Source organism: Thioalkalivibrio versutus (assembly GCF_001020955.1).
In the GTDB taxonomy this organism is placed as follows: domain Bacteria; phylum Pseudomonadota; class Gammaproteobacteria; order Ectothiorhodospirales; family Ectothiorhodospiraceae; genus Thioalkalivibrio; species Thioalkalivibrio versutus.
Genome location: NZ_CP011367.1, coordinates 1,726,578 through 1,748,628, shown reverse-complemented (window position 1 = coordinate 1,748,628; position 22,051 = coordinate 1,726,578). Strand labels below are relative to the sequence as shown.

The 22,051-nt window shown below is 66.7% G+C and carries 22 protein-coding genes; 11 read left to right on the top strand and 11 right to left on the bottom strand.

The window, feature by feature from the left end; all coding sequences use genetic code 11:
• Positions 1-176 precede the first annotated feature (176 nt).
• From TVD_RS08130 to TVD_RS08090, 9 genes are all read right to left on the bottom strand, one after another.
• A complete protein-coding gene (locus TVD_RS08130) occupies positions 177-2,642 on the bottom strand; it encodes a putative bifunctional diguanylate cyclase/phosphodiesterase (RefSeq protein ID WP_047251312.1) in 2,466 nt (821 codons plus the stop codon).
• A 127-nt stretch (positions 2,643-2,769) separates the two neighbouring features.
• Entirely contained in the window at positions 2,770-3,216 is a 447-nt protein-coding gene (gene cynS / locus TVD_RS08125) for a cyanase (RefSeq protein WP_018145423.1), read from the bottom strand.
• Between the two features lie 35 nt (positions 3,217-3,251).
• Complete coding sequence (locus TVD_RS08120) at positions 3,252-4,163, bottom strand: ABC transporter ATP-binding protein (protein ID WP_047251311.1); 912 nt, start codon at positions 4,161-4,163, stop codon at positions 3,252-3,254.
• Between the two features lie 29 nt (positions 4,164-4,192).
• Entirely contained in the window at positions 4,193-5,041 is an 849-nt protein-coding gene (gene ntrB / locus TVD_RS08115) for a nitrate ABC transporter permease (protein ID WP_047251310.1), read from the bottom strand.
• Between the two features lie 3 nt (positions 5,042-5,044).
• The gene (locus TVD_RS08110; RefSeq protein ID WP_047251309.1) at positions 5,045-6,499 is read right to left on the bottom strand and encodes a CmpA/NrtA family ABC transporter substrate-binding protein; all 1,455 of its coding nucleotides are present in this window, start codon (positions 6,497-6,499) and stop codon (positions 5,045-5,047) included.
• A gap of 188 nt (positions 6,500-6,687) precedes the next feature.
• Positions 6,688-8,337, bottom strand: a complete 1,650-nt coding sequence (locus TVD_RS08105; protein WP_018952024.1) for a sigma-54 interaction domain-containing protein — start codon at positions 8,335-8,337, stop codon at positions 6,688-6,690.
• 198 nt (positions 8,338-8,535) lie between these two features.
• Positions 8,536-9,375, bottom strand: coding sequence for an ABC transporter permease (locus TVD_RS08100; protein ID WP_047251308.1), 840 nt, complete (start codon positions 9,373-9,375; stop codon positions 8,536-8,538).
• Positions 9,372-10,655 carry an ABC transporter substrate-binding protein gene (locus TVD_RS08095; protein WP_047251307.1) on the bottom strand — a complete coding sequence of 428 codons (1,284 nt, stop codon included), beginning with the start codon at positions 10,653-10,655 and terminating at the stop codon, positions 9,372-9,374. The genes TVD_RS08100 and TVD_RS08095 overlap by 4 nt, the downstream gene beginning before the upstream one ends.
• Positions 10,656-10,699: 44 nt before the next feature.
• Positions 10,700-11,554 (bottom strand): ABC transporter ATP-binding protein, encoded by an 855-nt coding sequence (locus tag TVD_RS08090; protein ID WP_024327900.1) that lies wholly within the window; start codon positions 11,552-11,554, stop codon positions 10,700-10,702.
• Positions 11,555-11,969: 415 nt separating this feature from the next.
• On the opposite strand from TVD_RS08090, the gene TVD_RS08085 reads away from it, so the two are divergent.
• Genes TVD_RS08085 through TVD_RS08070 form a run of 4 tightly spaced genes read left to right on the top strand, consistent with a single transcriptional unit; the run spans position 11,970 to position 15,561 of the window.
• On the top strand, positions 11,970-12,518 hold the full coding sequence (locus TVD_RS08085; protein ID WP_047251306.1) for an OsmC family protein: 549 nt from the start codon (positions 11,970-11,972) through the stop codon (positions 12,516-12,518).
• A 34-nt stretch (positions 12,519-12,552) separates the two neighbouring features.
• On the top strand, positions 12,553-13,692 hold the full coding sequence (locus tag TVD_RS08080) for an acyl-CoA dehydrogenase family protein (protein ID WP_047251305.1): 1,140 nt from the start codon (positions 12,553-12,555) through the stop codon (positions 13,690-13,692).
• 55 nt (positions 13,693-13,747) lie between these two features.
• A complete protein-coding gene (locus TVD_RS08075; RefSeq protein ID WP_019563543.1) occupies positions 13,748-14,128 on the top strand; it encodes a DUF302 domain-containing protein in 381 nt (126 codons plus the stop codon).
• Positions 14,128-15,561 carry an FAD-dependent oxidoreductase gene (locus TVD_RS08070; RefSeq protein ID WP_047251304.1) on the top strand — a complete coding sequence of 478 codons (1,434 nt, stop codon included), beginning with the start codon at positions 14,128-14,130 and terminating at the stop codon, positions 15,559-15,561. The genes TVD_RS08075 and TVD_RS08070 overlap by 1 nt, the downstream gene beginning before the upstream one ends.
• A 62-nt stretch (positions 15,562-15,623) precedes the next feature.
• Here the strand turns inward: TVD_RS08070 and TVD_RS14750 are convergent, their stop codons facing one another.
• Together TVD_RS14750 and ygfZ are read right to left on the bottom strand one after the other, a co-directional pair.
• Positions 15,624-15,788: a hypothetical protein gene (locus TVD_RS14750; RefSeq protein WP_018140916.1), complete on the bottom strand. Its 165-nt coding sequence runs from the start codon at positions 15,786-15,788 to the stop codon at positions 15,624-15,626.
• A gap of 3 nt (positions 15,789-15,791) precedes the next feature.
• Positions 15,792-16,838 (bottom strand): CAF17-like 4Fe-4S cluster assembly/insertion protein YgfZ, encoded by a 1,047-nt coding sequence (ygfZ, locus tag TVD_RS08065; protein ID WP_018938543.1) that lies wholly within the window; start codon positions 16,836-16,838, stop codon positions 15,792-15,794.
• Positions 16,839-17,016: 178 nt separating this feature from the next.
• On the opposite strand from ygfZ, the gene sdhC reads away from it, so the two are divergent.
• The 7 genes from sdhC to TVD_RS08030 all read left to right on the top strand — a co-directional run bounded on the left by sdhC (position 17,017) and on the right by TVD_RS08030 (position 22,047).
• Positions 17,017-17,397: a succinate dehydrogenase, cytochrome b556 subunit gene (gene sdhC, locus TVD_RS08060; protein ID WP_047251303.1), complete on the top strand. Its 381-nt coding sequence runs from the start codon at positions 17,017-17,019 to the stop codon at positions 17,395-17,397.
• Complete coding sequence (sdhD, locus tag TVD_RS08055; RefSeq protein ID WP_047251302.1) at positions 17,394-17,732, top strand: succinate dehydrogenase, hydrophobic membrane anchor protein; 339 nt, start codon at positions 17,394-17,396, stop codon at positions 17,730-17,732. Before sdhC ends, sdhD begins: the two co-directional genes overlap by 4 nt.
• A 10-nt stretch (positions 17,733-17,742) precedes the next feature.
• Positions 17,743-19,518, top strand: coding sequence for a succinate dehydrogenase flavoprotein subunit (gene sdhA / locus TVD_RS08050; RefSeq protein ID WP_047251301.1), 1,776 nt, complete (start codon positions 17,743-17,745; stop codon positions 19,516-19,518).
• Between the two features lie 106 nt (positions 19,519-19,624).
• A complete protein-coding gene (locus tag TVD_RS08045) occupies positions 19,625-19,987 on the top strand; it encodes a TraR/DksA family transcriptional regulator (RefSeq protein ID WP_047251300.1) in 363 nt (120 codons plus the stop codon).
• Positions 19,988-20,044: 57 nt separating this feature from the next.
• The gene (locus TVD_RS08040) at positions 20,045-20,746 is read left to right on the top strand and encodes a succinate dehydrogenase iron-sulfur subunit (protein ID WP_018169984.1); all 702 of its coding nucleotides are present in this window, start codon (positions 20,045-20,047) and stop codon (positions 20,744-20,746) included.
• Between the two features lie 136 nt (positions 20,747-20,882).
• Entirely contained in the window at positions 20,883-21,137 is a 255-nt protein-coding gene (locus tag TVD_RS08035) for an FAD assembly factor SdhE (RefSeq protein WP_018938539.1), read from the top strand.
• The gene (locus TVD_RS08030; protein WP_167540814.1) at positions 21,091-22,047 is read left to right on the top strand and encodes a NifU family protein; all 957 of its coding nucleotides are present in this window, start codon (positions 21,091-21,093) and stop codon (positions 22,045-22,047) included. Before TVD_RS08035 ends, TVD_RS08030 begins: the two co-directional genes overlap by 47 nt.
• Positions 22,048-22,051: the final 4 nt, after the last annotated feature.

The following is a 22,051-nucleotide window of genomic DNA, read 5'->3' as shown; positions in this document are numbered from 1 at the left end:
GCTACAGGTTGAGACGAAGTTCAACAAGGAGAGACCGGGAATTCCGGAATAGGGCCGAAGAACCAGAGAGATAGAGGGGTTCTGTGAGACCTGTTGAAACACCGGGGCGGTGGTCCTCCGCTCCACCAAACACCAAGGAAAAGGCCTGCTTTCGCAGGCCTTTTCCTTTTTCAGGGTTAGCTGCGCAGGTGGCGTCGTGGGGCCATGGCGGCCTTTACCGGGGTCCGGCGCGCGAACGGCTCGGGTTCGTGGTCGTTCACGAGCCGGGCCAGGGATGCGGCGGGAAGCGGGCGGCTGCACAAGTAGCCCTGCCAGGCATCGCAGCCCTGCGCGGCCAGAAACGCGCGTTGCGCCTGGGTTTCAACTCCCTCGGCGAGCACATCCAGCCCCAGGTTGTGGGCCATGTCGATGATGGTCATGGCCAGCTCGGCATCGTTGCGGTCCTCCGGCAGGTCGCGCACGAAGGTCTGGTCGATCTTCAGGATGTCGATCGCGAATTCCTTCAGGTAGGCCAGCGACGAATACCCGGTGCCGAAGTCGTCGATGGCCAGCGCGATGCCCAGGCCCTTGATCTGCTGCAGGGTGCCACGGGTCGTGTCGGCCTGTTCCATCAGGGTGCTTTCGGTGAGCTCCAGGGTCAGGCGTTGTGCGGGGAGTCCGGATTCGTGCAGCACCTGGCGGAGCTGATGGAGCAGGCCCGGTGCGGCGACCTGGCGGGCCGACAGGTTGACCGAGACCTCCAGCGGCGGCAGGCCCTGACGATCCCATTCCACGACCTGGCGGCAGGCCTCGCGCAGGACAAAATCCCCGATGGCGGTGATCAGGCCCGTTTCCTCGGCCAGCGGTATGAACACGTCCGGCGCGATCAGGCCGCGCTCGGGGTCCCGCCAGCGCACCAGGGCCTCGATCCCGGTGATCTTCCCGGACGTCATGTGTACCTGAGGCTGGTAGAACACCTCCAGTTCGTTCTGGACCAGGGCGTGCCGCAGCCGGTTCTCGATCTCGAGACGCTGGTTGGCGGCATCGGTGAGTGCGGTCCGGTAAAAGCGGAAGGTGTTGCGCCCGGCGTCCTTGGCCTCGTACATCGCCGCATCCGCCTGGGTGAGAAGCTCACCGGCTTCGGTGGCGTCCTCCGGGAACAATGCAATACCGATGCTGGCGCCTACCTGCAAGTTGGTCCAGCCGCCGACGGCAAAGGGTTCGGCTATGAGCTCCAGAAGCTGGCGGGCGCGGGCCTCCAGCTCTTGATGTTCTGCGGCGTCGTCGATTACCGCGATGAATTCGTCGCCCCCAATCCGGGCCACGGTGCGAGCCTTGAAACGCGTCTTCAGGCGCTCGCCCAGGATTTGCAGGAGGTCATCGCCGACGCGGTGGCCGAGGCTGTCGTTGATGTTCTTGAAGCGGTCCAGATCCACGAACAGGATGGCCACCAGGCCTTCCCGCTGGCTAGCCTGTTGCATGGCCTCGTCAAGGTGCTCCTGCAGCAGCGTGCGGTTGGGCAGTCCGGTCAGCGGGTCATGCCCCGCCTGGTACGCCAGGCGAGCTTCGTGTGCGCGCAGGCGGCCCTCCGCCGCGCGGCGTTGCTCGACCTCCAGTGAAAGCCGCCGGGTCAGACGGCGGTAGTAGAGCGCAGCCAATCCGCTTAGCAGCAATAGCCCCGCCATGAAGCCGAGCAGGACGTCCGGCCGAGCCTCCCAGTAGGCGCGCAGGGTGATTGCCACGGTGCGGTCGTAGGGCGGGCGGCCGAGTTCTTCCAGGAGTTCGTGTACCGCCGCGTAGGACAACGGGGCCGACCAGCCGTGGTACCCGCCTTCGCGCGCCGCGGGGTGATCCGCGGGCAGGCTCAGCAGGGCGATCGTGACGGCTTCGGCCAGTTGGTCAGGGGTGTGCCCAAGGCGCGAGAACGGCCATTCGGGGTAAAGCCGGGTGGAGTGGGCAAACGGGAAGCCCGCCGTTTTGCGGGGCGCCAGTACACGCAGGGTGTCGGCGGGCAGCTCGCCCGATTGCAGCCGTTCCTCCAGCACACCGGTGCGCACCATGCCGGCGTCGGCCTCGCCGGTTAGCACGCCCTCGAGCACCCGGTAGTGAGGCATGCCCGTGTAGTGAACGGACGCCAGGTCCTCGAATGGCTCCACCCCAGCGTCGCGCAGGGCCCCGTAACCGGCCAGCCAACCGCCCAGAGAGTCTTCTTCCACCGCCAGCAACCGCTGCCCGCGAAGGTCGTCCAGTGACTGGAGGTCATTGCGTTCGTCGAGGACCAGGATCGTCCCGCCGAACTGACGAATGGGCTGGCCTTGCTCCTCGGCGATGAGGGTGGCCAGGCGGGTGATGCCTTGTTGCGCCTCCAGGCGCACGTAATGGCCGGTGTTGGTGAGGACGAAATCGACGTCCCCGGTGGCGACGGCCTGCTCCAGGTCCGGATAGTTAAGTGCCTGAATGCGAAATTCGGCCGCGTCGACCTGCGTGCTCAGGTAGTCGGCTGTGGGTTGCCACTGGGCCGTGGTCTCTTCGGCATCGCGAAAGGCCAGCACGCCGATGGTGTATACGCTGGCGCCGTCACTATTTGCCGCCATTGCGGGCGCGGCAACAGACAGGCTGATCAGCAGGATCAGCAGACGGGGCAGGGTGGATGGATGGCGCATCGGCAAGAGCCTACTATGCGAAGGGACTTGCCGTACACGTTGGGGCGCGAACGGGCGCTGGGCTACCGGCTCGCGGGAAGGGGCGGTCACGCGGCGCGTCTGGCCGCCGCGTGACCGATGGGACACGCTACCAGCTCTTGTAGGGCAGGAATTTGCCGTTCCAGGTGATCTTCACACGGTCGCCCTTCGGGTCCTCGACCTTGTCGATGTCCATGGTGAAGTCGATGGCGCTCATGATGCCGTCACCGAACTTCTCGTGGATCAGCGCCTTCATGGTGTCGCCGTAGACGTTGATCGCCTCGTAGAAGCGATAGATCACCGGGTCGGTGGGGATGGTCTTGTCCCAGGTCTTGTGCGGGAAGGCCTGCAGCGCCTGCGAGACCTCGGGGCCGAGACCGAGGAAGGTCGCCAGCTTGTCGGCCTGGTCGCCCTCCAGGTGGTTCATGCCGTAGCAGGCGGAGGTCACGTAGACCTCGTGCAGCCCGGTGGCCTCGGCGATCGCGGCCCAGGTGGTTCCGCGGTTCTCCTTGGCCTCGAGGATGGTGGTGGTCATGGCGCTCTTGCTGAGACTCATCATGTGCTCCTTGAATGCGATGGATGGACTGGGGGTCAGACCGCGCGAACCATGCGCGGACCGGGTTCCGGGTTGGCCTCGGGCTTGGCCGGGTTGACGATGCGCGGGCTGTGGCGCGGGTTGTCACCGCGGGCGGCGCCCGCCTGGGCCTTGGCCGACATCTCCTTGGCGCCGTTCACGAGGAAGTCGACCAGGTGGTTGCGGATCGGGTAGTAGGCCTCCTGCTGATGCAGACTGGCGCGCTCCCGCGGCCGGGGGATGTCGATCTTCACCGACTCGGCGACCTGGGCATGCGGCCCGTTGGTCATCAGCAGCACGCGGTCGGCAAGCAGGATCGCCTCGTCCACGTCGTGGGTGATCATGAACACGGTCTGGTGGGTCTCCGACCAGATCTTCAGCAGCTCCTCCTGGATGACCCCGCGGGTCAGGGCGTCCAGGGCTCCGAACGGCTCGTCCATCAGCAGCAGCTTGGGTTCGATGGCGAAGGCCCGGGCGATGCCGACGCGCTGGCGCATGCCGCCGGAGAGCTGCGCGGGCTTGCGGTCCATGGCGTGGTCCAGGCCCACCATGTGCAGGTAGCGCTCGGCGTGTTCCAGGCGTTTCGCCTTGCTCCAGTTCGGCCAGCGGGCGCGCACCGCGAACATCACGTTGTCGCGCGCCGACAGCCACGGCAGCAGGCTGTGGTTCTGGAAGATCACGCCCTGGTCGAGGCTGGGGCCGGTAATCTCCTTGTTGTCCATGATCACGTTGCCGTCGGTCGGTGTGGCCAGACCGGCGAGCACGTTCAGGATGGTGGACTTGCCGCAGCCGGAGTGACCGATCAGGCAGACGAACTCGCCCTTGTTGATGGTCACGTCGACGCCCTCGAACACGGTCATCAGTTCGCTGGAGTCGGGCTGCGGGAAGCGCTGGCTCAGGTTCTCGATTTCGAGGAATCCCTTGCTCATGATAGGTCTCCTGGTTGGGCTGCGCCGACTCAGTCGGCGTAGCGCACGAATTTGGTGGCCTGGGCGAGGGAGGCATCCAGCAGGAAGCCGACGATGCCGATCATGATGATCGCGAAGATCACGCTGGCGAGATCGAGGTTGTTCCACTCGTTCCAGATGTAGTAGCCGATGCCGGTGCCGCCCACGAGCATCTCCGCGGCGACGATGACCAGCCAGGCGATGCCGATGGAGATGCGCATGCCGGTGAGGATGGTCGGGGCCGCGGCAGGCAGGATCACGGTGAACGCGGTGCGCAGGTTCGACAGTTGGTGGGTCTTGGCCACGTTCAGCCAGTCATTGCGCACCGAGGCGACGCCGTAGGCGGTGTTCACGAGCATCGGCCAGATCGAGCAGATGAAGATCACGAAGATCGCCGACATGTTCGAGTCGCGGATCACGAACAGGGCGAGCGGCATCCAGGCCAGGGGCGAGATCGGCTTGAGGATCTGGATGTACGGATCGAACGCCTTGTTCAGCAGCGGCGACATGCCGATCACGAAGCCGAGCGGGATCGCGATCAGCGCGGCCAGGGCAAAGCCCAGCAGGACCCGGTAGATCGAGTAGGCCAGCTGGATGCCGATGCCCTTGTCGTTCGGGCCCGCGTCGTAGAACGGGTTGCTCAGTTCGCTGAAGGCGTGGCTGAACACCTGGATGGGGGCCGGGATGCCGCTGCTGGAACTGCGATCGGTCCCGCCCCCCATCAGTTGTTCGTATTCGCTCAGCTCGCCCTGCTGCGGCGCGAGGACCTCCGGGGCGGTGGCGAGCTGCCACACGCCCAGGAAGACCACGAGCATCACCAGCGAGAGAACGGTCGCCCGGAAGTTGAGATTGCTCAACATGGCTTAGCTCCTGCGGATGTCGAAGCTGTCGAGATAGCCTTCCGGGTCGGTGTAGTCGAACACCTTCCCCATGATCTCGAAGTTCTTGTAGGTGTCGCTCGGCGCTTCGTAGCCCAGCTCGGTCATGACCTCGGCACACTCGCTGGCGAGGAAGACGTCTTCCGCGAGGCGGTTGTAGTCGAAGTCTCGATCCACATAGCCCCAGCGCTTCATCTGGGTGAGGATCCAGGTGGCCATCGAGTGCCAGGGGAAGGGGTCGAAGTCGATCCGGTGCGGGTCGTTCTTGACCTCGCCCAGGCCGTCGGCATAGCGCCCGGTCAGCACCTGCTCGACCACCGATTGCGGCTGGTTGAGATAGGCACGCGGGGAGATGGCCTCGGCGATCTCGGCGCGGTTGTTGATATCCGAGCTGTACTGGGTGGCCTCGATCAACGCGCGGAACAGGGCGCCGAAGGTGTTCGGGTGCTCGTCGGCGAAGGCGGCCGAACAGGCGAAGGCGCAGCACGGGTGGCCGTCCCAGATCTCCTTGGTCAGCATGTGAATGAAACCGATGCCGTCCCAGACCGCACGCTGGTTGAAGGGGTCGGGGGCCAGGTAGCCATCGACGTTCTCGGCACGCAGGTTGGCGACCATCTCCGGCGGCGGCACGACGCGGATGCTGATGTCGCGATCGGGATCCAGCCCGTGCTCCGCGACGTAGTAACGCAGCAGGAAGTTGTGCATGGAGTACTCGAAGGGCACGGCGAAGGTGAAGCCCTTCCAGTCCTTGGGATCGCGCTTGTCCTTGTGCTTGTTGTGCAGGGTGATGGCCTGGCCGTTGATGTTCTCAACCGCCGGCATGATGTAGTGCTCGCGCGAGGAGCCGGAGCCCAGGGTCATCGACAGCGGCATCGGCGAGAGCATGTGCGAGGCGTCGTACTCACCGGACAGCGACATGTCGCGGGCCACCGCCCAGCCGGCGGTCTTGATCACGTCGACATCCAGGCCGTGGCGCTCGTAGAAGCCCATGGGGTGGGCCATGATGATCGGCGTGGCGCAGGTGATCGGGACGAAGCCGACGCGCAGCTTGGTCTTTTCCAGCGGCCCGCCGTCCTTGATTGCGGCCTTGACCTTGTCCAGCGGCAGGATGGAGCCCAGGGCGGCGGCCACCGTGCCGCCCCCGATCATCTGCAGGAAGCGGCGGCGGTTGATCTCGTTGTGGCCGAACATGCCGCGGACGATGGCGCTCTCCACCGCGCGATCGACCATGGCCTCGTCGCTCAGGTCCTCGCCGGTGGCGTGGGCATCGGCCTGTACGGGCTCATGGGTGGCGTGTCGTTCCAGTTTCTCTTCCAGGTCCGGGGACGCGGTGTCGAAGCAGCTGCAGCTGCCGGGACCGGTGTGCCCGTGGCGGCAGCTGGAGCCGTGGCGCAGGTCGGCGTTGGCGTCAAAGGGATCGTGAAGACTCTTGGTCGGCATGGTCGGCTCTCCTCGTGGGTCGAATCGATGCGGGCATCTTTGCCGCGCATGTCGAGGGTCATTGCAGGTGCCATGCCAAGCGTGGGGAATGGGCCGCCAGGGCGGCGCGCGAGTGCCGGGAGATCGGACCCTTCGTCGACATTGTCGACGAAGGGGACAAAAGGTCCGCTGGTGTCTGAGCGGTGGGCCTAAGTGGTTTCTATGCCGAGCTTTTTCAGGCGATAGCGCAATTGCCGCGGGGTCAGGCCCAGGTCCATCGCGGCGCGGGTCTTGTTGCCCCCGGTTTGCTCGATCGCGCGCTTCAGGCGCTCCGCCTCGGTGGCGTGCACGCGCTGATATGGGCGCACCGCGCTGGTGCAGGACGCGCCGGAAGAGGGCAGGGTTCGGGGCTCGTTGTGCCGCGATGGTGCCGGTGCATGCTCGTCGCGGAGGCCGTGCCGCTCGCCCTCGAACGGGCTGATGCGGGATTCCTCGTGCAGGATCTCGTCGATCAGCGGCGTGCCGATGCGGCCATCCGTGGATAGCAGCACGGCGCGCTCCAGCACGTTCTCCAGCTGGCGGATGTTGCCGGGCCAGTCGAAGGCCTCCAGGCGTTCCAGCACGCCTTCGTCGACGACCACGTTCCAGCCGTGCAGGTGGGTGTAGCGGTCGAGGAAGTGGCGGGTGAGCAGGCGGATGTCGCTGGCACGGTCGCGCAGGGCCGGCATGTGCAGCGGGATCACGTTCAGGCGGTAGAACAGGTCGAGCCGGAAGTTCCCGGCGTTCACCGCGGCCTGCAGGTTCTGGTGGGTTGCGGCGATGATGCGTACGTCCACCGGGAGATCGCGGTTGCCGCCAATGGGCTGGACCACCCGTTCCTGCAGCACACGCAGGATTTTGGACTGGAGAGCCTCCGGCATGTCGCCGATCTCGTCCAGAAACAGCGTGCCGCCGTCGGCCAGGGCGATCTTGCCGGTCTTGGCGCTGGACGCGCCGGTGAAGGCCCCCTTTTCGTGGCCAAACAGTTCGGATTCCAGCAGGTCGGCCGGGATGGCGGCGCAGTTGATGGAGATGAACGGCTTTGCATTGCGCTGGCTGATCCGGTGGACCATGCGCGCGATCTTCTCCTTGCCAGTCCCGGAGGCCCCGGTGATCAGGACGGTGGCCTGGGTATCCGCAATGCGGTGGACCTGCTTGAGGACGTGCCGCAGGGCCGGGCTTTCGCCGAGGATGCCGTACTGCCCGCCCTGGGTATCCAGGGCGCTCTTGAGGTAGCGGTTCTCCGAGACCAGCTCGGCGGTGCGCTCGGCGATCAGCTGGTGGATGCGCAGCACCTGGCCGATCATGCTCGCGATCACCCGCAGCAGGTTCAGGTCGTCCTGGAACTGGCGCGAGCGGCGTCGCAGCCGGTGCACACCCAGCACGCCGATGGCGTGTTCGTCCTGGACGATGGGCACGGCGATGTAGGCGACGGTCTCCTGCGGCAGGGTGGAACGGTCAATGGCGCGCGCGAGGTATTCGGGCTCGTTGTCGATGTCCTGGATCAGGGCGATCTGGCCGGTCTTCATGACGCGCCCGGTGACACCCTCGCCGAGGCTGTAGCTGCCGCGGTCGCGCTCGGCATCGGTCAGGCCGTAGGCGTGGCGGATGCGCAGCTGGCCGCTGTTCGGATCCGGCAACAGGACGCGGCCGCGGTTGAGCCCCAGTAGCTGGGACATCATCCCGAGGATGCGGTAGATCGCGGCATCCGGGTCGCCGGAGCGGCCCATGAGCTTGGCAACCTCCAGCAGCAGGGTGATCTCCTGCTCCCGGGTGGCCAGGTCCGGTGGGGTCGAATCGGATATGCGGTGGAGTGCCATGCCGTGGGCTATGCAGAAAGCCTGCCAGTGCGGAAACGACGTATTGGTGGGCGTTCGGGGGCGTCTGGCCGGGTCGGGATGACGCGGTTGCCTCGAGGCGGGGCAGGGCCTTGCACTGTTGGGTTGCGCTTGCCCGCTTTGCGGGCGCACAAAAAGGCCCGGCCATGAATGGCCGGGCCCGGGTATTGCCCGAGGGGATCAGCCCTCCGCGTGATAGCTGCTGCGCTTGATCAGGCGTACGCAGATGGCGTCGAGCATGTAGCCGATAATGCCGATGACCAGGACAAATGCGGCCAATTTGTCGTACTCCAGGGTGTCGCGGGCATCGTTGATGGCGTAGCCCAGCCCCGAGGTGACGCCCAGGTACTCGGCCGGCACCAGTACGATCCAGGCCACACCCACCGCCAGGCGGATCCCGGCGAACACATCCTGGGCGATCGCGGGCATCACGATGTAGCGCAGGGTGTGGTACGGATTGGCGCCCAGGTTGTTGCCCACCTTGAGCCACATTGGATCGATCCGTTGCACCCCGTGCGCGGTGGCGTAGGTAATGGGCCAGACGGCCGCGATGGCAATCAGGAAGATGATGGCCGCATCCCAGGTGGCGAAGGCCAGTACCGCGACCGGCATCCAAGCCAGCGGCGAGATCATCCGCAGGAACTGGAACGGGACGTGGGTGACCTGCTTCAGCGTCAGGAAGTAGCCGATCATGACGCCGAGCGGCACGCCGATGGCAATGGCGTAGGCCAGGCCCCAGCCCACGCGGTACAGGCTGGACTCGATCGGCGACCACACGGCCCCGGAGCTGACGATGTCCCAGAAGGCCGCCAGCGTGGGCCCGGGGGCGAAGCTGGCGAAGGCCATCGTGTCCTCGTTGTTACCGATGGCCCAGCCGCCCCAGTACCACAGGGCGAACAGGCCGGCGATACCCAGCGCCGGGTACTGCAGCGCCCGGCGTGCGCGGTCCGCGAGCCGCAGCAGCGGCATGAGCCGCTCCGCGGTCGCGGTGTCGACGGAGAGAGTGGCTTCGCGATTCATAGCACCACCACCTCCTCGCGGGCATAGGGCGAATCCATGTCCACGCCCGGGGCGCCCTGCCAGGCGGTGTGCGTCTCCATCGCCTTGCGCACGAAGTCGTAGTTGACCAGGTCGTCGGTGACGAAGTCCGGGTCCAGGCCTTCGAGGAAGGTGGTGTCGCCGCCGACCAGGGTCTCGTTCATGGCGCCGACCAGCATCTTGGTCGCGGACGGGTAGGGCCAGGGCGAGAAGTCGATGCGGCCGTTCTCCCATTCGGGGTGACGGATCGCGCCGCTGTCGGCGTAGGTGCTGTCGTCGTGGTAGTTCGTCATCGCGCGTTCCACCACGTTGGCGGGCATCGGGAGATACCCCTTGCCATCGCGCGAGAGCATGGTGGCGACACTCTTCTTGTCTTCCTGGATCGTGCCCTGGGCGCGGACCACGGCGTTCATCACCTTCTGGGTCCACTCCGGCTCGCGGTCGGTCAGGCGCTCGTTCATGCACACCACGCAACAGGGGTGGTTCTTCCAGATATCGCCGGTGAAGCGCAGCACGTTGCCGCGCGCCAGCAGTTCGCCGGCGGCGTTGAACGGCTCGGCGACGATGTAGGCATCAATGGAGCGCGCGGCCAGGGCCGGCGGCATGTCCGGCGGCGGCATGAGCATCAGGTTGACCTCGTGCGCCTCCAGGGCGTCGCCCTGATCGCGGATCACCGGCGTCAGGCCGGCATCGCGCAGGGCCATCTGCATGACTACGTTGTGCATGGAATACCAGTAAGGCACGGCCACGCTCTTGCCGCCGAGGTCGGCGAAGCTCTGCACGTCGACATGGCGGCCGGTCACCACGGCCGAGCCGTTGGTGTGGGCCCAGGACATGATTTTCACCGGGAAGTCATTCTGGTAGCGCATCCACAGCGGGATCGGCTTCAGCAGGTGTACCAGGTTGAATCGGTTGGCGGCAAAGGACTCGATCAGCGGCGACCAGCCGCGGATCAGCTGGGGATCGGCGACCTCCAGTCCTTCGTCCTCGAAATAGCCCTCGGAGTGGGCGACCAGCAGGGCGGCCGCGTCGGTGATCGGGATGTAGCCGATGCGCACGACGCCGTCGAAGTCGCTGACGACGCCTTCGGGCTCTTCGAGGCTCCCGGGTTCGGCCCCGAACAGGGAACCGGGCAGGGCAAGCCCGCTCCCGGCCAGGCCGCCGACGGCGGCGGTACGCAGGAAGTTGCGACGGGAGAAGCTGCGATCCAGCAGCCGGTCCAGTTCGCTGTCGATGTCGTGGTGGTTGTCGCAGTTGCACATGGTGGCGGTTCCTCGCTCGGGTTCGGGGCAGTGGTGGAGATGGATCAGGCGGCGCGTACGCGCGCCCGGGATTCGGATGAAGAAGACTCGTCTTGTTCGCTTTCGGTATCCGGCGTCGGGGCTTCGGCCTCCGCTGAACCCTTGTCAGTGGCCGGGGTGCGGGTGGCGCCGAAGTAGCCCATCAGTTCGGCCTTGCGGTCGACGAAGGCCTGGCTGTTGCGATCGCGCGGGTGGGCAATGTCGATCGGCAGTTCGGCGGTGATGGTCCCCGGGTTGGAGCCCATGACCAGCACGCGGTCGGCCATGGCGACGGCCTCTTCGATGTCGTGGGTGACGAACACCACCGAGATCCCGCGTTCCCGGGCCAGGCGGGTGACTTCGTCCTGCAGGGCGACGCGGGTAAAGGCGTCCAGGGCCGAGAACGGTTCGTCCAGCAGCAGCAGTTCGGGGTCGGTGGCCAGGCTGCGGGCCAGGGCGACGCGCTGTTGCTGGCCGCCGGAGAGCGACTGCACGTTGACCTCGGCCTTCTCGCTCAGACCCACGGTCTCCAGCAGCTGGTCGATGCGTTCGCGCATGTCGGTCTTGCGGCCCTGGAAGATCAGGCCCAGCGAGGCGTTCTTGCGCACCGTCATCCAGGGGTAGAGCGAGGGCTTCTGGAACATCATGTTCCAGCGCGGGCTCGGCTTGATGACCTGGTGGCCGTTGATGCGTACACAGCCTTCGCTGGGCAGCAGCAGGCCCGCGAGCATGTGCAGCAGGGTGGACTTGCCGCAGCCACTCTGGCCGATCAGGGCGACGGTCTCGCCCGGTGCGACGGTGACCTGGATGTCCTTGAGCGTGGGGGCTTCCTGCCCGGGATAGTGGTGGGTGATGTAGTCGATGGAGATGGCGGCGCCCATGGCGTTTCCCTCTTGACCTTCGTTCATGAGCCGCCGGATGGATCGGATCGGCGGCGCGTTCAAGGGGGTTCCTTACAAGGGGCGTGCCAAACCCGTCGTGTTGCCCGGGAATTTCGTCCGGACCGGGGGCGAAACGGCGCGCTGGTGCGCAATACAGGGAGCGGCGAACGAGGCATCGCAGAAGCGGGGGGATCCGGCGTGGGGGGCGAGAAGTGGACAATCCGGACAATGCGGACCAGTTCGAGTGGACAAAGCGGACGGATTGTCCGACGGGGGGATGGGTTGGATTCGGGTGGCCCGGCTGGAAATGGCTTTGTGGTGCGGTCCGCACGGTTTTGGCACGGCTTCTGCACCGGGATGGACGACCCGGTCGAATGCCGGGGATCCACGAATCCCAACTATCAGGAGCACCACCATGTCTGCAGCCGAAGCCACTACCTCCCTGTCCATCAACGCCCTGGAGCCGATCGACCAGGATGGCCTCAATAACCTAGCCGCCAAGGGCAAGGCCAACCCCGAGAACATCGTGACGCTGAAGGCCACCACGGTCTGCGAAGGCAAGTTCCGCAACCTGACCTTCGTGCGCGACCTCGAGGCCCACGTGATCGACGAGCCGCCGCACCTGCTGGGCGACGACACCGCGCCGAACCCCTCCGAGGCCGCGCTGGCCAGCTTGGGTGCCTGCCTGTCCGTGGGGATGCACGCCAACGCCATCGATCGCGGTATCACCCTGACCAAGCTCGAGTTGACCCTGGAGGGCGACATCAACGTGACCGCCGTATGGGGCGTCGGGGATACCGACGTGCACAAGCACCTCGGCTTCTCCGATATCCGGGTGAAGGCGAACCTGGAAGGGGATGCCAGCGAGGAACAGCTGAAGGAGCTGGTCGCCCATGCCGACTTCTGGTCGCCGGTGGCCAACACCATGCGCAACCCGGTCAAGCTCAGTGTAGAGCTGGCCTGATTCCGGTCCTGCTGCCCAACGGGAGTAAACCCCAATGCTTGAAACCCGCACTCACGACGTGACGGGGGTGTCGCCGGCCGCAGGGCCGGCGGATGCCGATGCCGCGCTGCAGGCGCTGGTGGAGCGCGATCTGGCTCCGCTGACCGCCCGTATCGACCGCGAAGGCCTGTACCCCGAAGACTTCCTGCGCGAGGCCGGTCGCCTCGGCGCCTTCAACCGCCACCTGGCCAGCCAGAACGCCAGCGGCACCACGGATATTGCCAGTGCCATCCGCGCGACCGAGGTGATCTCGGCCGAGTGCATGACCACCGGCTTTGTTGCCTGGTGCCAGAACGCCTGTGCCTGGTACGTGGAGAACAGTGCCTCGGACACCCTGAAGCGCGAGGCCCTGCCGAGGCTGGCAAATGCCGAGGCACTGGGTGCCACCGCGCTGTCCAACCCGATGAAGTGGTTTGCCAATATCGAGGACCTCAAGCTCTCCGCCGAACGTGTGGACGGCGGTTATGTGGTCTCCGGTGCGCTGCCCTGGGTATCCAACCTGGGCGAGGACCACTACTTCGGGGCGATTTTCCGCACCACCGGCACGAACCCGCGGCCGGTGATGGCACTGATCAACTGCTCCGACCCCGGCTTCAGCCTGACCCCCTGTCCCGAGTTCACGGCCCTTGAGGGTTCGCGCACGTTCGGCTGCCATTTCGATCGCGTGTTCGTGCCCGATGAGCACGTGCTGGCCGACGCCCTGCCCGAGTACATCCGCCGGATCCGACCGGGGTTCGTGCTGCTGCAGATGGGCATGGGGCTGGGGCTGATCGATGGCTGCATCCAGACCATGCGCGAGGCCAACGAGACGCTGGCCCATGTGAATGGCTATCTGGATGACCAGGTGGGCGAGCTGGAAGAGGCACTGGAGGATGGTCGTTCGGCCTGTTATGCCTTGTCGGAGACCCCCTTTGATGAATCCGAGCGCTTCTTTGCCGATGTCCTGCAGATGCGCCTGACCGGTTCCGAGCTGTCGCTGCGCGCGTCGCAGTCGGCATTGCTGCATGCCGGGGCCCGGGGGTATCTGGCGAATGCCGCCGCCCAGCGCAAGCTGCGCGAGTCGTACTTCGTGGCCATCGTCACCCCGGCGATCAAGCACCTGCGCAAGGAGCTGGCGCGGATCCACGCGCACTAGTCCACCACCCACGGTCGGGGCCTACCGGGGCCCCGCACCGAACGAAGGAATCGTCATGCTGGAAACCACTACCCGACTGGACCCCGAGACCGCGGTCGCGACCCTGAAGGAGGCGATTGACGCCCAGGGGCTGAAGCTGGTCTCGCACATCAATGGCCAGGCCAATGCCGCGAAGATCGGGGTCGAGGTCCCGACCGACCAGATCCTGGAGATCTTCCACCCGAGCTATGCGGTGCGTGTCTGGGAGGCCTGCAAGCCGGCCGGCATCGACATCCCGTTGCGCATCCACGTCTCCGGCGATGGCGAGATGCTGCGTGTGAGCACGCGCTCCGCACGGGACGTGTTCGCGCCATGGGCCAACCCCGATCTGGACGCCATCGGGTCCGAACTGGACCCCAAGCTGAAGGCCATTCTCGATGCCGTGGAGGCCGCGTGATGAGCACCGAAACCGACGAGTTCAAGCGCTATATCTGCAAGGTCTGCGGGTATATCTACGACGAGGCCAAGGGCGACCCGGATTCCGGTCTGGCCCCTGGGACCCGCTTCGAGGATATCCCCGACGACTGGTATTGCCCCGACTGTAATGTGACCAAGGCGGATTTCACCGCCCTGGAGCCGCGGGCCGAGACCGCGGACGCCGGTGCTGCCGCGATGGCCTGGAGTGCCGGGGCCGGCGCGGCCGATCCGGATGCGGTGGTGATCGTCGGCGGCGGCATGGCGGGCTGGGCCCTGGCCGAGGCCCTGCGCGAGCGGGATCCGCGGCGCACGATCCGCCTGCTGACCGCCGATTCCGGTGATTACTACACCAAGCCGCGGATCTCCAATGCCTTTGCCCGGGGCGTCGCGATCGCGGATCTGGTGGAGGAGACTGGCGTGGCGCGGGCGGCCCGGCTCGGCATTGACCTGATGCCGTTTGTCCGTGTGCTGGATGTCCAGCGGGCGCAGCAAAAAATCATCACCGCCCGTGGCGGCGTGCCGTACGGCCAGCTGGTGCTGGCCACCGGGGCGCGTCCGCGGCAAATGGCGTTCCCGGGTGGGGCCGGGGCGCCGCTGTCGGTGAACACGCTGGAGGACTACCGTGCGCTGCGCGCGGCCCTCGAGGCGCAAGCCGGGTCACCGGCCCATACCCGTGTGGCGATCATCGGCGCCGGCCTGGTGGGCTGCGAGCTGGCGGACGACCTGGCGGCCGGTGGTTATCCGGTCTCTTTGATCGAGTGTGCGTCGCGGCCGCTGCCGAATCTGCTGCCCGAGTCGCTGAGCGGCGATCTGGAGAAGGCGCTGGCCGACCGCGGCGTGCAGTGGCACACCGAGGCGACCGTCGAGCGCATCGAACCGGTGGCGGAGGGAACGACCCGTCTCGTCCTTGCCAGCGGCGAATCGGTAGAGGCCGAGGTGGTCATCAGCGCGCTCGGGCTGGTGCCCAACCGCGAGCTGGCCGAGCGGATCGGTCTGGCCTGCCACGCGGGGATCGAGGTGGACGCACTCTTGCGCACGACCGACCCGGCGGTCTTCGCCCTGGGCGATGGTTGCGAGTTCGACGGCCAGTTACGCCCCTACGTGGAGACCCTGCGCGGGCAAGCAGCTGCGCTGGCGCGAACGCTGTCCGGCGAGCCGACGGTGTACCGGCCGGATGCCGGGATCGTGCAGGTCAAGACCGGGAGCCTGCCGTTGAACGTCTGCCCGCCGCAGACGGACGGGGGCGAATGGGTGGAGATCTCGGGCGACGGCGAAGGGCGTCACCTGGAGTATCACGCCGATGCACGGCTCGAGGGGTTTGCCTTGTCGGGTTGCCATGCACGCCAGGCGCGGGACCTGGAGACGCGCCTGGGCGAGCCAGTGGCGGATACCCGGACCCGGCTGGCGTCCTGAGCCGCGTGGCCCGGCCGGTGCCGGGCCCGCGGGGGGCGGCGATGCGGATCAGAGGATTCGGGTCATATGACCCCGTCGAGGCGCAAATAGCCGATCAGGAACAGTACTGCCAATACCCCGGCCAGGGCGTAGAGCCAGTTGGATAGCGTGGGGTTGTCGGGGCGGCTGAAGAAGGCCGCCCACAGCGCCAGCAGGATCAGGACGAAAAAGAAGAACAAAAAGCGCATGCGTCAGGCTCCTTCGGGGACTGCGTAGGGCAGTTCGACGACCTCGGCCTTGGCGCCGTCGGGTGCGTCCCAGCGCAGTTCGCCCTTGGCGGCCGCGACCTGCAGTACCGCCAGGGCGGAGTACAGCCCGTCCGGGTGCAATTCGGCTGCGACGATCTCGCCGTCCGACTGGTCCGGGTTGCCGCCGGCCTGGAACACAGGCGAGCCGGGTTGGGGTGGAGTCTGGGTATGGATAGCCAGGCGGAACATGCGCCGCTTGAGCTTGCCCAGGTAGTGCATGCGTGCCACGACCTCCTGGCCCGGATAACAGCCCTTTTCGAAGCTGACCGCGCCCAGGGCATGCAGGTTGAGCATCTGCGGCACGAACTTCTCGCTGGTTTCCTCCACCACGGTGGGGACCCCGGCCAGGATGTCCAGCAGTGCCCAGTCGCGCGGGCCCACCGGGGCCGCGTGGACGTTCAGGCCGTCCCACGCCTTGCGCATGGCGTCGATCTCGCCGAACAGCTCGAAGCGCGGGTGCACCCCGGGTACCCGGACCACGGTGACGCCGTTTTTCTCGACGACCTCCTCGACCTCGGCGGGACAGACACCCAGCGCGCTTTGCAGCTCCTTCTCGGCATCCGGTCCGGAGCAGCCGAAGTGGATGCGGGAGTCGCCGGCCTGTTCGATGATCACGTTCGCGCGCAGCACGAACATCTGCAGGCGCTTGGCCACCGGCTCGATCCGGTCTGCGGGCATCTCCAGCAGGTAGCCGTCGCGGGTACGCAGCACGCGGAACACGGCGTAGGCGCGGCCCTTGGGACTGGAGTAGCTGGACAGCTGGCTGTGTTGCCCGTCCACCGCGCGGATGTCGTTGCCGAACTGGCCCTGCAGGAAGTCGGTGGCGTCGTCCCCGCGAACCTCCAGCAGGCCGCGATGGGAGAGGTCGCAGATCACCTCGCCGTTGATGGCCATGCGGCGTTCACGTTCCGGGTTGCCGTAGTGCAGGAGGTCGTCCTCCTCGAACTCGGCGCCGGCATCGATCAAGTGGTTTTTCCAGTCTTCGCGCATCGGAAATCTCCCGTGGAAGCGCTCGCTGTCGTCCGCCGTCGGGCTCGATTGGCTATCGGTATCCGGGGCGCACGGCCAGGGTTTGAGGTGGTAAGCTGAACCAAGCGGCTCGATAGTAGACGAACCATTTGCAGGGTGTCAGCCCTGGTTTCTTTATCTTCCCGTTCAAGGGGGTGGCATGACTCGGCAGGGACGTCCCGTCTTTCTGGATTTGCGCAAGATCCGACTGCCGCTGAATGCCGTGGTCTCCATTCTGCACCGGATCACCGGTGTCTTCCTGATTCTGTCGATTCCCGTGCTGCTTTGGCTGCTGGACCGCTCGCTGGCCAGCCCCGAGGGCTTCGCCCAGGTCGTGGCGATCATTTATCACCCGATCGGCCTGGTGGCGCTGGCACTGGGGCTTTGGTGGCTGCTGCATCACCTGTTTGCCGGGATTCGCTACCTGCTGATGGAATTCGGCATTGGCGAGGATCGCGCGGGCTCGCTGCGCACGGCGCGCGATGCCCTGTACGCAGGCATCCTCGGCACCGTTCTGGTGTGGCTGGGGCTGGTCCTGTGAGGCTCCTGAGCGGACAGCGCGCCTGGCTGCTGCAACGCATCACGGCGGTGTACGTGGGCGTGTACGTGATCCTGGCCCTCGGATTCTTCGTGCTGGCCGCGCCGGCGGATCATGCCGCATGGCTGGGTGTGGTCGGGCACCCGGTGGTGGGGTTGCTGACGGCGGTGTTCGTGCTGCTGTTGCTGCTGCATGCGTGGATCGGGCTGCGTGACGTGGTGATGGACTACGTGCATGCACCCGGCACGCGGCTCCTGGTGTTCGTGCTGGCCGCCGGCGGGTTGATCCTGACGGGGCTGTGGGCATTTTTCATTCTGATTCGGGCGGGACTGGCATGAAGGGACTGGCATGAACGTGGCGCGACGCAAGTTCGACGCCCTGATCATCGGGGCCGGCGGGGCCGGCCTGCGCGCGGCGCTGCAGCTGTCCAATGGCGATGCCAAGGTCGCGGTGGTCTCCAAGGTGTTTCCCACGCGCTCGCACACGGTGGCGGCGCAGGGCGGGGTGAACGCCGCCCTGGCCAACGTCCTGCCGGACTCCTGGCACTGGCACATGTTCGACACGGTGAAGGGCTCGGACTATCTGGGCGACCAGGACGCGATCGAATACATGTGTCGCGCCGCGCCCAAGGTGGTCTACGAGCTGGACCACTTCGGCGTGCCGTTCTCGCGCCTGGACAACGGCACCATCTACCAGCGCGCCTTTGGCGGGCAGAGCCAGAACTTCGGTCAGGACCAGGCGGCGCGCACCTGCGCCGCGGCGGACCGCACCGGGCACGCGATCCTGCACTCGCTGTACCAGCAGAACCTGCGCGCGCGCACCCACTTCTTCGACGAGTACTTCGCGGTGGACCTGCTGCGCGACGCGCAGGGCTACGTGCTGGGCGTGCTGGCGTTCGAGATCCTGACCGGCGAGCCGATCGTGATCGAGGCCAAGACCACGTTGATCGCGACCGGCGGGGCGGGACAGCTGTTCCGCACCACGACCAACGCGCTGATCAACACCGGTGACGGCATGGCGATGGCCCTGCGCGCCGGGGTGCCGCTGGAGGACATGGAGTTCGTGCAGTTCCACCCGACCGGCATCGCCGGGCGCGGGATGCTGATTACCGAGGGTGCCCGCGGCGAGGGCGGGTTCCTGATCAACTCCGAGGGCGAGCGCTTCATGGAGCGCTACGCCCCGCGGGCGAAGGACCTGGCCTCGCGCGACGTGGTGAGCCGCTCCATTGCCACCGAGGTGCGCGAGGGACGCGGCTGCGGGCGCAATGCGGATCACGTATTGCTGGACCTGCGCCATTTGGGCGCCGATACGATCATGCAGCGCCTGCCGGGGATTCGCGAGACGAGCATGACCTTTCTCGGGGTCGATCCGATCGAGGCGCCGATCCCGATCTTCCCGACCTGTCACTACAGCATGGGCGGCATCCCGACCAATCGCTTCGGGCAGGTGGTGGCGCCGGAGAAGGACACACCGGAGGACCCGGTCCCCGGGCTGTACGCGGCCGGCGAGACGGCCTGTGTCTCGGTGCACGGGGCCAACCGCCTGGGCGGCAATTCACTGCTCGACATCCTGGTGTTCGGCCGCGCGGCGGCCAATCACATCCTCGAGTACCTGGCCGAGAATCGTTACCACCGTGCGCTGGACGAATCGGCCGTGGAACAGGCGATGGCGCGGCTCACGCGCTGGGATCGCAAGGACCCGGGCGATGGCTCCGCCGAGCAGGTCGAGCCGCTCAAGCGCGAACTGCGCAAGGTGATGGAAGACCACTGCTCGGTATTCCGCACCGACGAGGTGATGCGCGAGGGGGTGGAGAAGGTCCGTGCGTTGCGCGAGCGCCTGAACCATGCGGTGATCGCGGATCACTCCAGCACGTTCAATACCGCGCGGGTGGAGGCGATGGAGCTGGAGAACCTGATGGACTGCGCGATCGCGACCATCCGCTCCGCGCTGGGGCGCGAGGAAAGCCGCGGCGCTCACTCGCGGATCGATTTCCCCGAGCGCGACGATCAGCACTGGCTCAAGCACAGCCTGTACTCGCTGGCGGATGACAGCCTGGACTACAAGCCGGTGCGGACGCAGCCGAATACCGTCGCCTCGTTCCCGCCGAAGGAACGCGTCTATTGATGGGTCGACTCGACCGTAGGATGCGGATGAGCGAACCGAATCGCATCAGGGGGCATGGCAGCCCGCGCGTTCAACCATGGGCAACGCGCCCAATGGGAGACGAACCATGAGCAACCCCACCGAACCGGTACCCGAGGCGTGGCTGCACGAGCAGCTCGAGGTGCTGCTGACGGAGCTGGATGCCGCGCTCGCGGGCGCCGCCGACAGCGGCGCGACCGTGGAGCTGGACCAGCAGCGCACCGGACGGCTCTCGCGGATGGACGCGCTGCAGGGCCAGGCCATGGCCAAGGCGAGCCAGCAGCGGCGCGAGGCCCAGCGCGTTCGCGCCCGCCGGGCGTTGAAGCGGCTGGAGGAGGGCGAGGGCGGACTGTGCATCGACTGCCTGGAGCCGATTGCCCGCTCGCGGCTGGAGATCGACCCGTCGGCCGAGCGATGCATTGCCTGTGCCGAGGCGCAGGAACAGGATTGATTGGGGCTTACCGCAGCGTGTGACAACGGTGGCCGCGGTCACCGACAGGAGATACCGATGGAGTTCTCGATCTACCGCTTCAACCCGGAGACGGACACGCTGCCGAAGATGCAGCGCTTCAGCCTGCCCGATGACCAGGTCGAGCCCGGGATGATGCTGCTGGATGCCCTGCTTCTGCTGAAGGAACAGGACGACTCCCTGGGCTTTCGCCGCTCCTGTCAGCACGGGGTGTGTGGCTCCGACGGCATGAACATCAACGGCACCAATGGCCTGGCGTGCATCACGCCGCTGGCGGAGCTGGACTCACCCGTGACCCTGCGCCCGTTCCCGGGCATGCCGGTGATCCGCGACCTGATCGTGGACATGGACAACTTCTGGGAGCAATACCGCAAGGCCGAGCCCTGGCTGGTCAATGACAGCCCGGAACCCGAGGTGGAGCGCAAGCAAAGCCCCGAAGACCGCGAACAACTGGACGGGCTCTACGAGTGCATCCTGTGCGGCTGCTGCTCCGCTGCCTGCCCATCCTACTGGTGGAACCCGGACAAGTTCCTGGGGCCGGCGGCGCTTTTGCAGGCCGCGCGCTTCATCCACGACAGCCGCGACGAGGCCACCGAGCACCGTCTCGAACAGCTGGATGATGCCTGGAAGCTTTACCGCTGCCACACCATCATGAACTGCACCCAGGTGTGCCCGAAGGGCCTGAACCCGAGCCGCGCGATCAGCGACATCCGCCGCACCATGCTGAAGAAGTCGCTGTGATCGGCGCGACCCCCAACGGTTGTTCCACCCCGGTAGGAGCCTGCTTGCAGGCGAAGCCCCTGCCCGCGTCCTGCTTTGGCAGGGGCATTCGCCTGCAAGCAGGCTCCCACAGGGGGCCTGGACTGGTGTTTGGGTGATGGAACCCGATAACCGGACACGCTGGCGCTGCCGCCGCGGCATGCTGGAGAACGACTGGCTGCTCGGCCACTTTCTCGCGCAGGGATATGCGCAACTGGACCAGGAGGGTCGCGATGCCTTCGAGCGCCTGCTCGATTACCCCGACAACGTGCTGCTGGACGTGGTCATGGGTCGCCAGACCACGGTGGACGAGGGGATAGCCCGTCTTGTCCCGGCGATCCGCGCCGCCACTCAGGCTTCGGCTCCGGCCTGACCCGGTTCTTCCCCGGCTCGCGCTCGCGGGCCAGATCCTCCTGCTCCTGGCTGTGGCCGCCTATGTGCTGGTGTACAGCCCGTTGTGGACGCTGGCCCCGGTCTTCGGGCTGGCCATCGCCGGGTGGTGGTGGCAAGGGCGCTCGCAACCGCCGGCCTGGGACTGGCTGGGGCAGACGCCCGAGGGTGCAACCTGGCTGGCCACCGCCGAGGGCCTGCGCCAGGAGCAGGTGGACTGGGTGGAGGTGCTGCCCGATACACGGGTGTTGCGTCGGGTCGTCATCCTCGTCGTTCGGGTGCCCGCGACCGGCCGGGTATGGCGCCTGTGGCTGCACGCCGGGCGCATGCATCCGGAGGACCTGCGCCGTCTGCGCGTGCGGTTGCGCTGGTCGCCCGCGCGCGAGGTGGTGGATCCCGGCTGGCGGGTGCGGCTTCGCGCGGGGGTGGAGCGGGGCGTTGCTATACTGGCGAAAAGCCGAGTACCCGGAGGCCCGAACATGGCTGGACCCGACAATGCGCAGGTGATGGTGGACGTGTCGCATCTGCTGAGCGACGAGCCCGATCACGTGTACAGCGAGGATGAACTGGACGCGATCGAGGAACTCGATCCGGAGCTTGCGCTGCGCCTGGACCGGGCCCAGACCTTCGCCGAGCGCGAGGCGGCGGACGTGCCGGCCGATGGCCCGATCGACGTCGACGCGGTGCGCGCCGCGATCGAGGAGGCGCGGCGGATCATGATGCAGGACGGTGGCGATATCGAATTCGTGGAGCTCGATGGGCGCACCGTGCGGGTCCGACTCAAGGGGGCCTGTGTGGGCTGTCCGCGCTCCACGCTGGACCTCAAGAATGTGGTCGAACGCCTGGTCCGGTCGCGTGCGCCGGGCGTGGCCAGCGTCGCCAACACCTTCTGAATCC

What these genes read in the sequence shown, in the direction of transcription:
- TVD_RS08130 (WP_047251312.1), bottom strand. Translation starts at nt 2,642, where the DNA reads ATGCGCCATCCATCCACCCTGCCCCGTCTGCTGATCCTGCTGATCAGC.
- cynS (WP_018145423.1), bottom strand. Translation starts at nt 3,216, where the DNA reads ATGAGTCTCAGCAAGAGCGCCATGACCACCACCATCCTCGAGGCCAAG.
- TVD_RS08120 (WP_047251311.1), bottom strand. Translation starts at nt 4,163, where the DNA reads ATGAGCAAGGGATTCCTCGAAATCGAGAACCTGAGCCAGCGCTTCCCG.
- ntrB (WP_047251310.1), bottom strand. Translation starts at nt 5,041, where the DNA reads ATGTTGAGCAATCTCAACTTCCGGGCGACCGTTCTCTCGCTGGTGATG.
- TVD_RS08110 (WP_047251309.1), bottom strand. Translation starts at nt 6,499, where the DNA reads ATGCCGACCAAGAGTCTTCACGATCCCTTTGACGCCAACGCCGACCTG.
- TVD_RS08105 (WP_018952024.1), bottom strand. Translation starts at nt 8,337, where the DNA reads ATGGCACTCCACCGCATATCCGATTCGACCCCACCGGACCTGGCCACC.
- TVD_RS08100 (WP_047251308.1), bottom strand. Translation starts at nt 9,375, where the DNA reads ATGAATCGCGAAGCCACTCTCTCCGTCGACACCGCGACCGCGGAGCGG.
- TVD_RS08095 (WP_047251307.1), bottom strand. Translation starts at nt 10,655, where the DNA reads ATGTGCAACTGCGACAACCACCACGACATCGACAGCGAACTGGACCGG.
- TVD_RS08090 (WP_024327900.1), bottom strand. Translation starts at nt 11,554, where the DNA reads ATGGGCGCCGCCATCTCCATCGACTACATCACCCACCACTATCCCGGG.
- TVD_RS08085 (WP_047251306.1), top strand. Translation starts at nt 11,970, where the DNA reads ATGTCTGCAGCCGAAGCCACTACCTCCCTGTCCATCAACGCCCTGGAG.
- TVD_RS08080 (WP_047251305.1), top strand. Translation starts at nt 12,553, where the DNA reads ATGCTTGAAACCCGCACTCACGACGTGACGGGGGTGTCGCCGGCCGCA.
- TVD_RS08075 (WP_019563543.1), top strand. Translation starts at nt 13,748, where the DNA reads ATGCTGGAAACCACTACCCGACTGGACCCCGAGACCGCGGTCGCGACC.
- TVD_RS08070 (WP_047251304.1), top strand. Translation starts at nt 14,128, where the DNA reads ATGAGCACCGAAACCGACGAGTTCAAGCGCTATATCTGCAAGGTCTGC.
- TVD_RS14750 (WP_018140916.1), bottom strand. Translation starts at nt 15,788, where the DNA reads ATGCGCTTTTTGTTCTTCTTTTTCGTCCTGATCCTGCTGGCGCTGTGG.
- ygfZ (WP_018938543.1), bottom strand. Translation starts at nt 16,838, where the DNA reads ATGCGCGAAGACTGGAAAAACCACTTGATCGATGCCGGCGCCGAGTTC.
- sdhC (WP_047251303.1), top strand. Translation starts at nt 17,017, where the DNA reads ATGACTCGGCAGGGACGTCCCGTCTTTCTGGATTTGCGCAAGATCCGA.
- sdhA (WP_047251301.1), top strand. Translation starts at nt 17,743, where the DNA reads ATGAACGTGGCGCGACGCAAGTTCGACGCCCTGATCATCGGGGCCGGC.
- TVD_RS08045 (WP_047251300.1), top strand. Translation starts at nt 19,625, where the DNA reads ATGAGCAACCCCACCGAACCGGTACCCGAGGCGTGGCTGCACGAGCAG.
- TVD_RS08040 (WP_018169984.1), top strand. Translation starts at nt 20,045, where the DNA reads ATGGAGTTCTCGATCTACCGCTTCAACCCGGAGACGGACACGCTGCCG.
- TVD_RS08035 (WP_018938539.1), top strand. Translation starts at nt 20,883, where the DNA reads ATGGAACCCGATAACCGGACACGCTGGCGCTGCCGCCGCGGCATGCTG.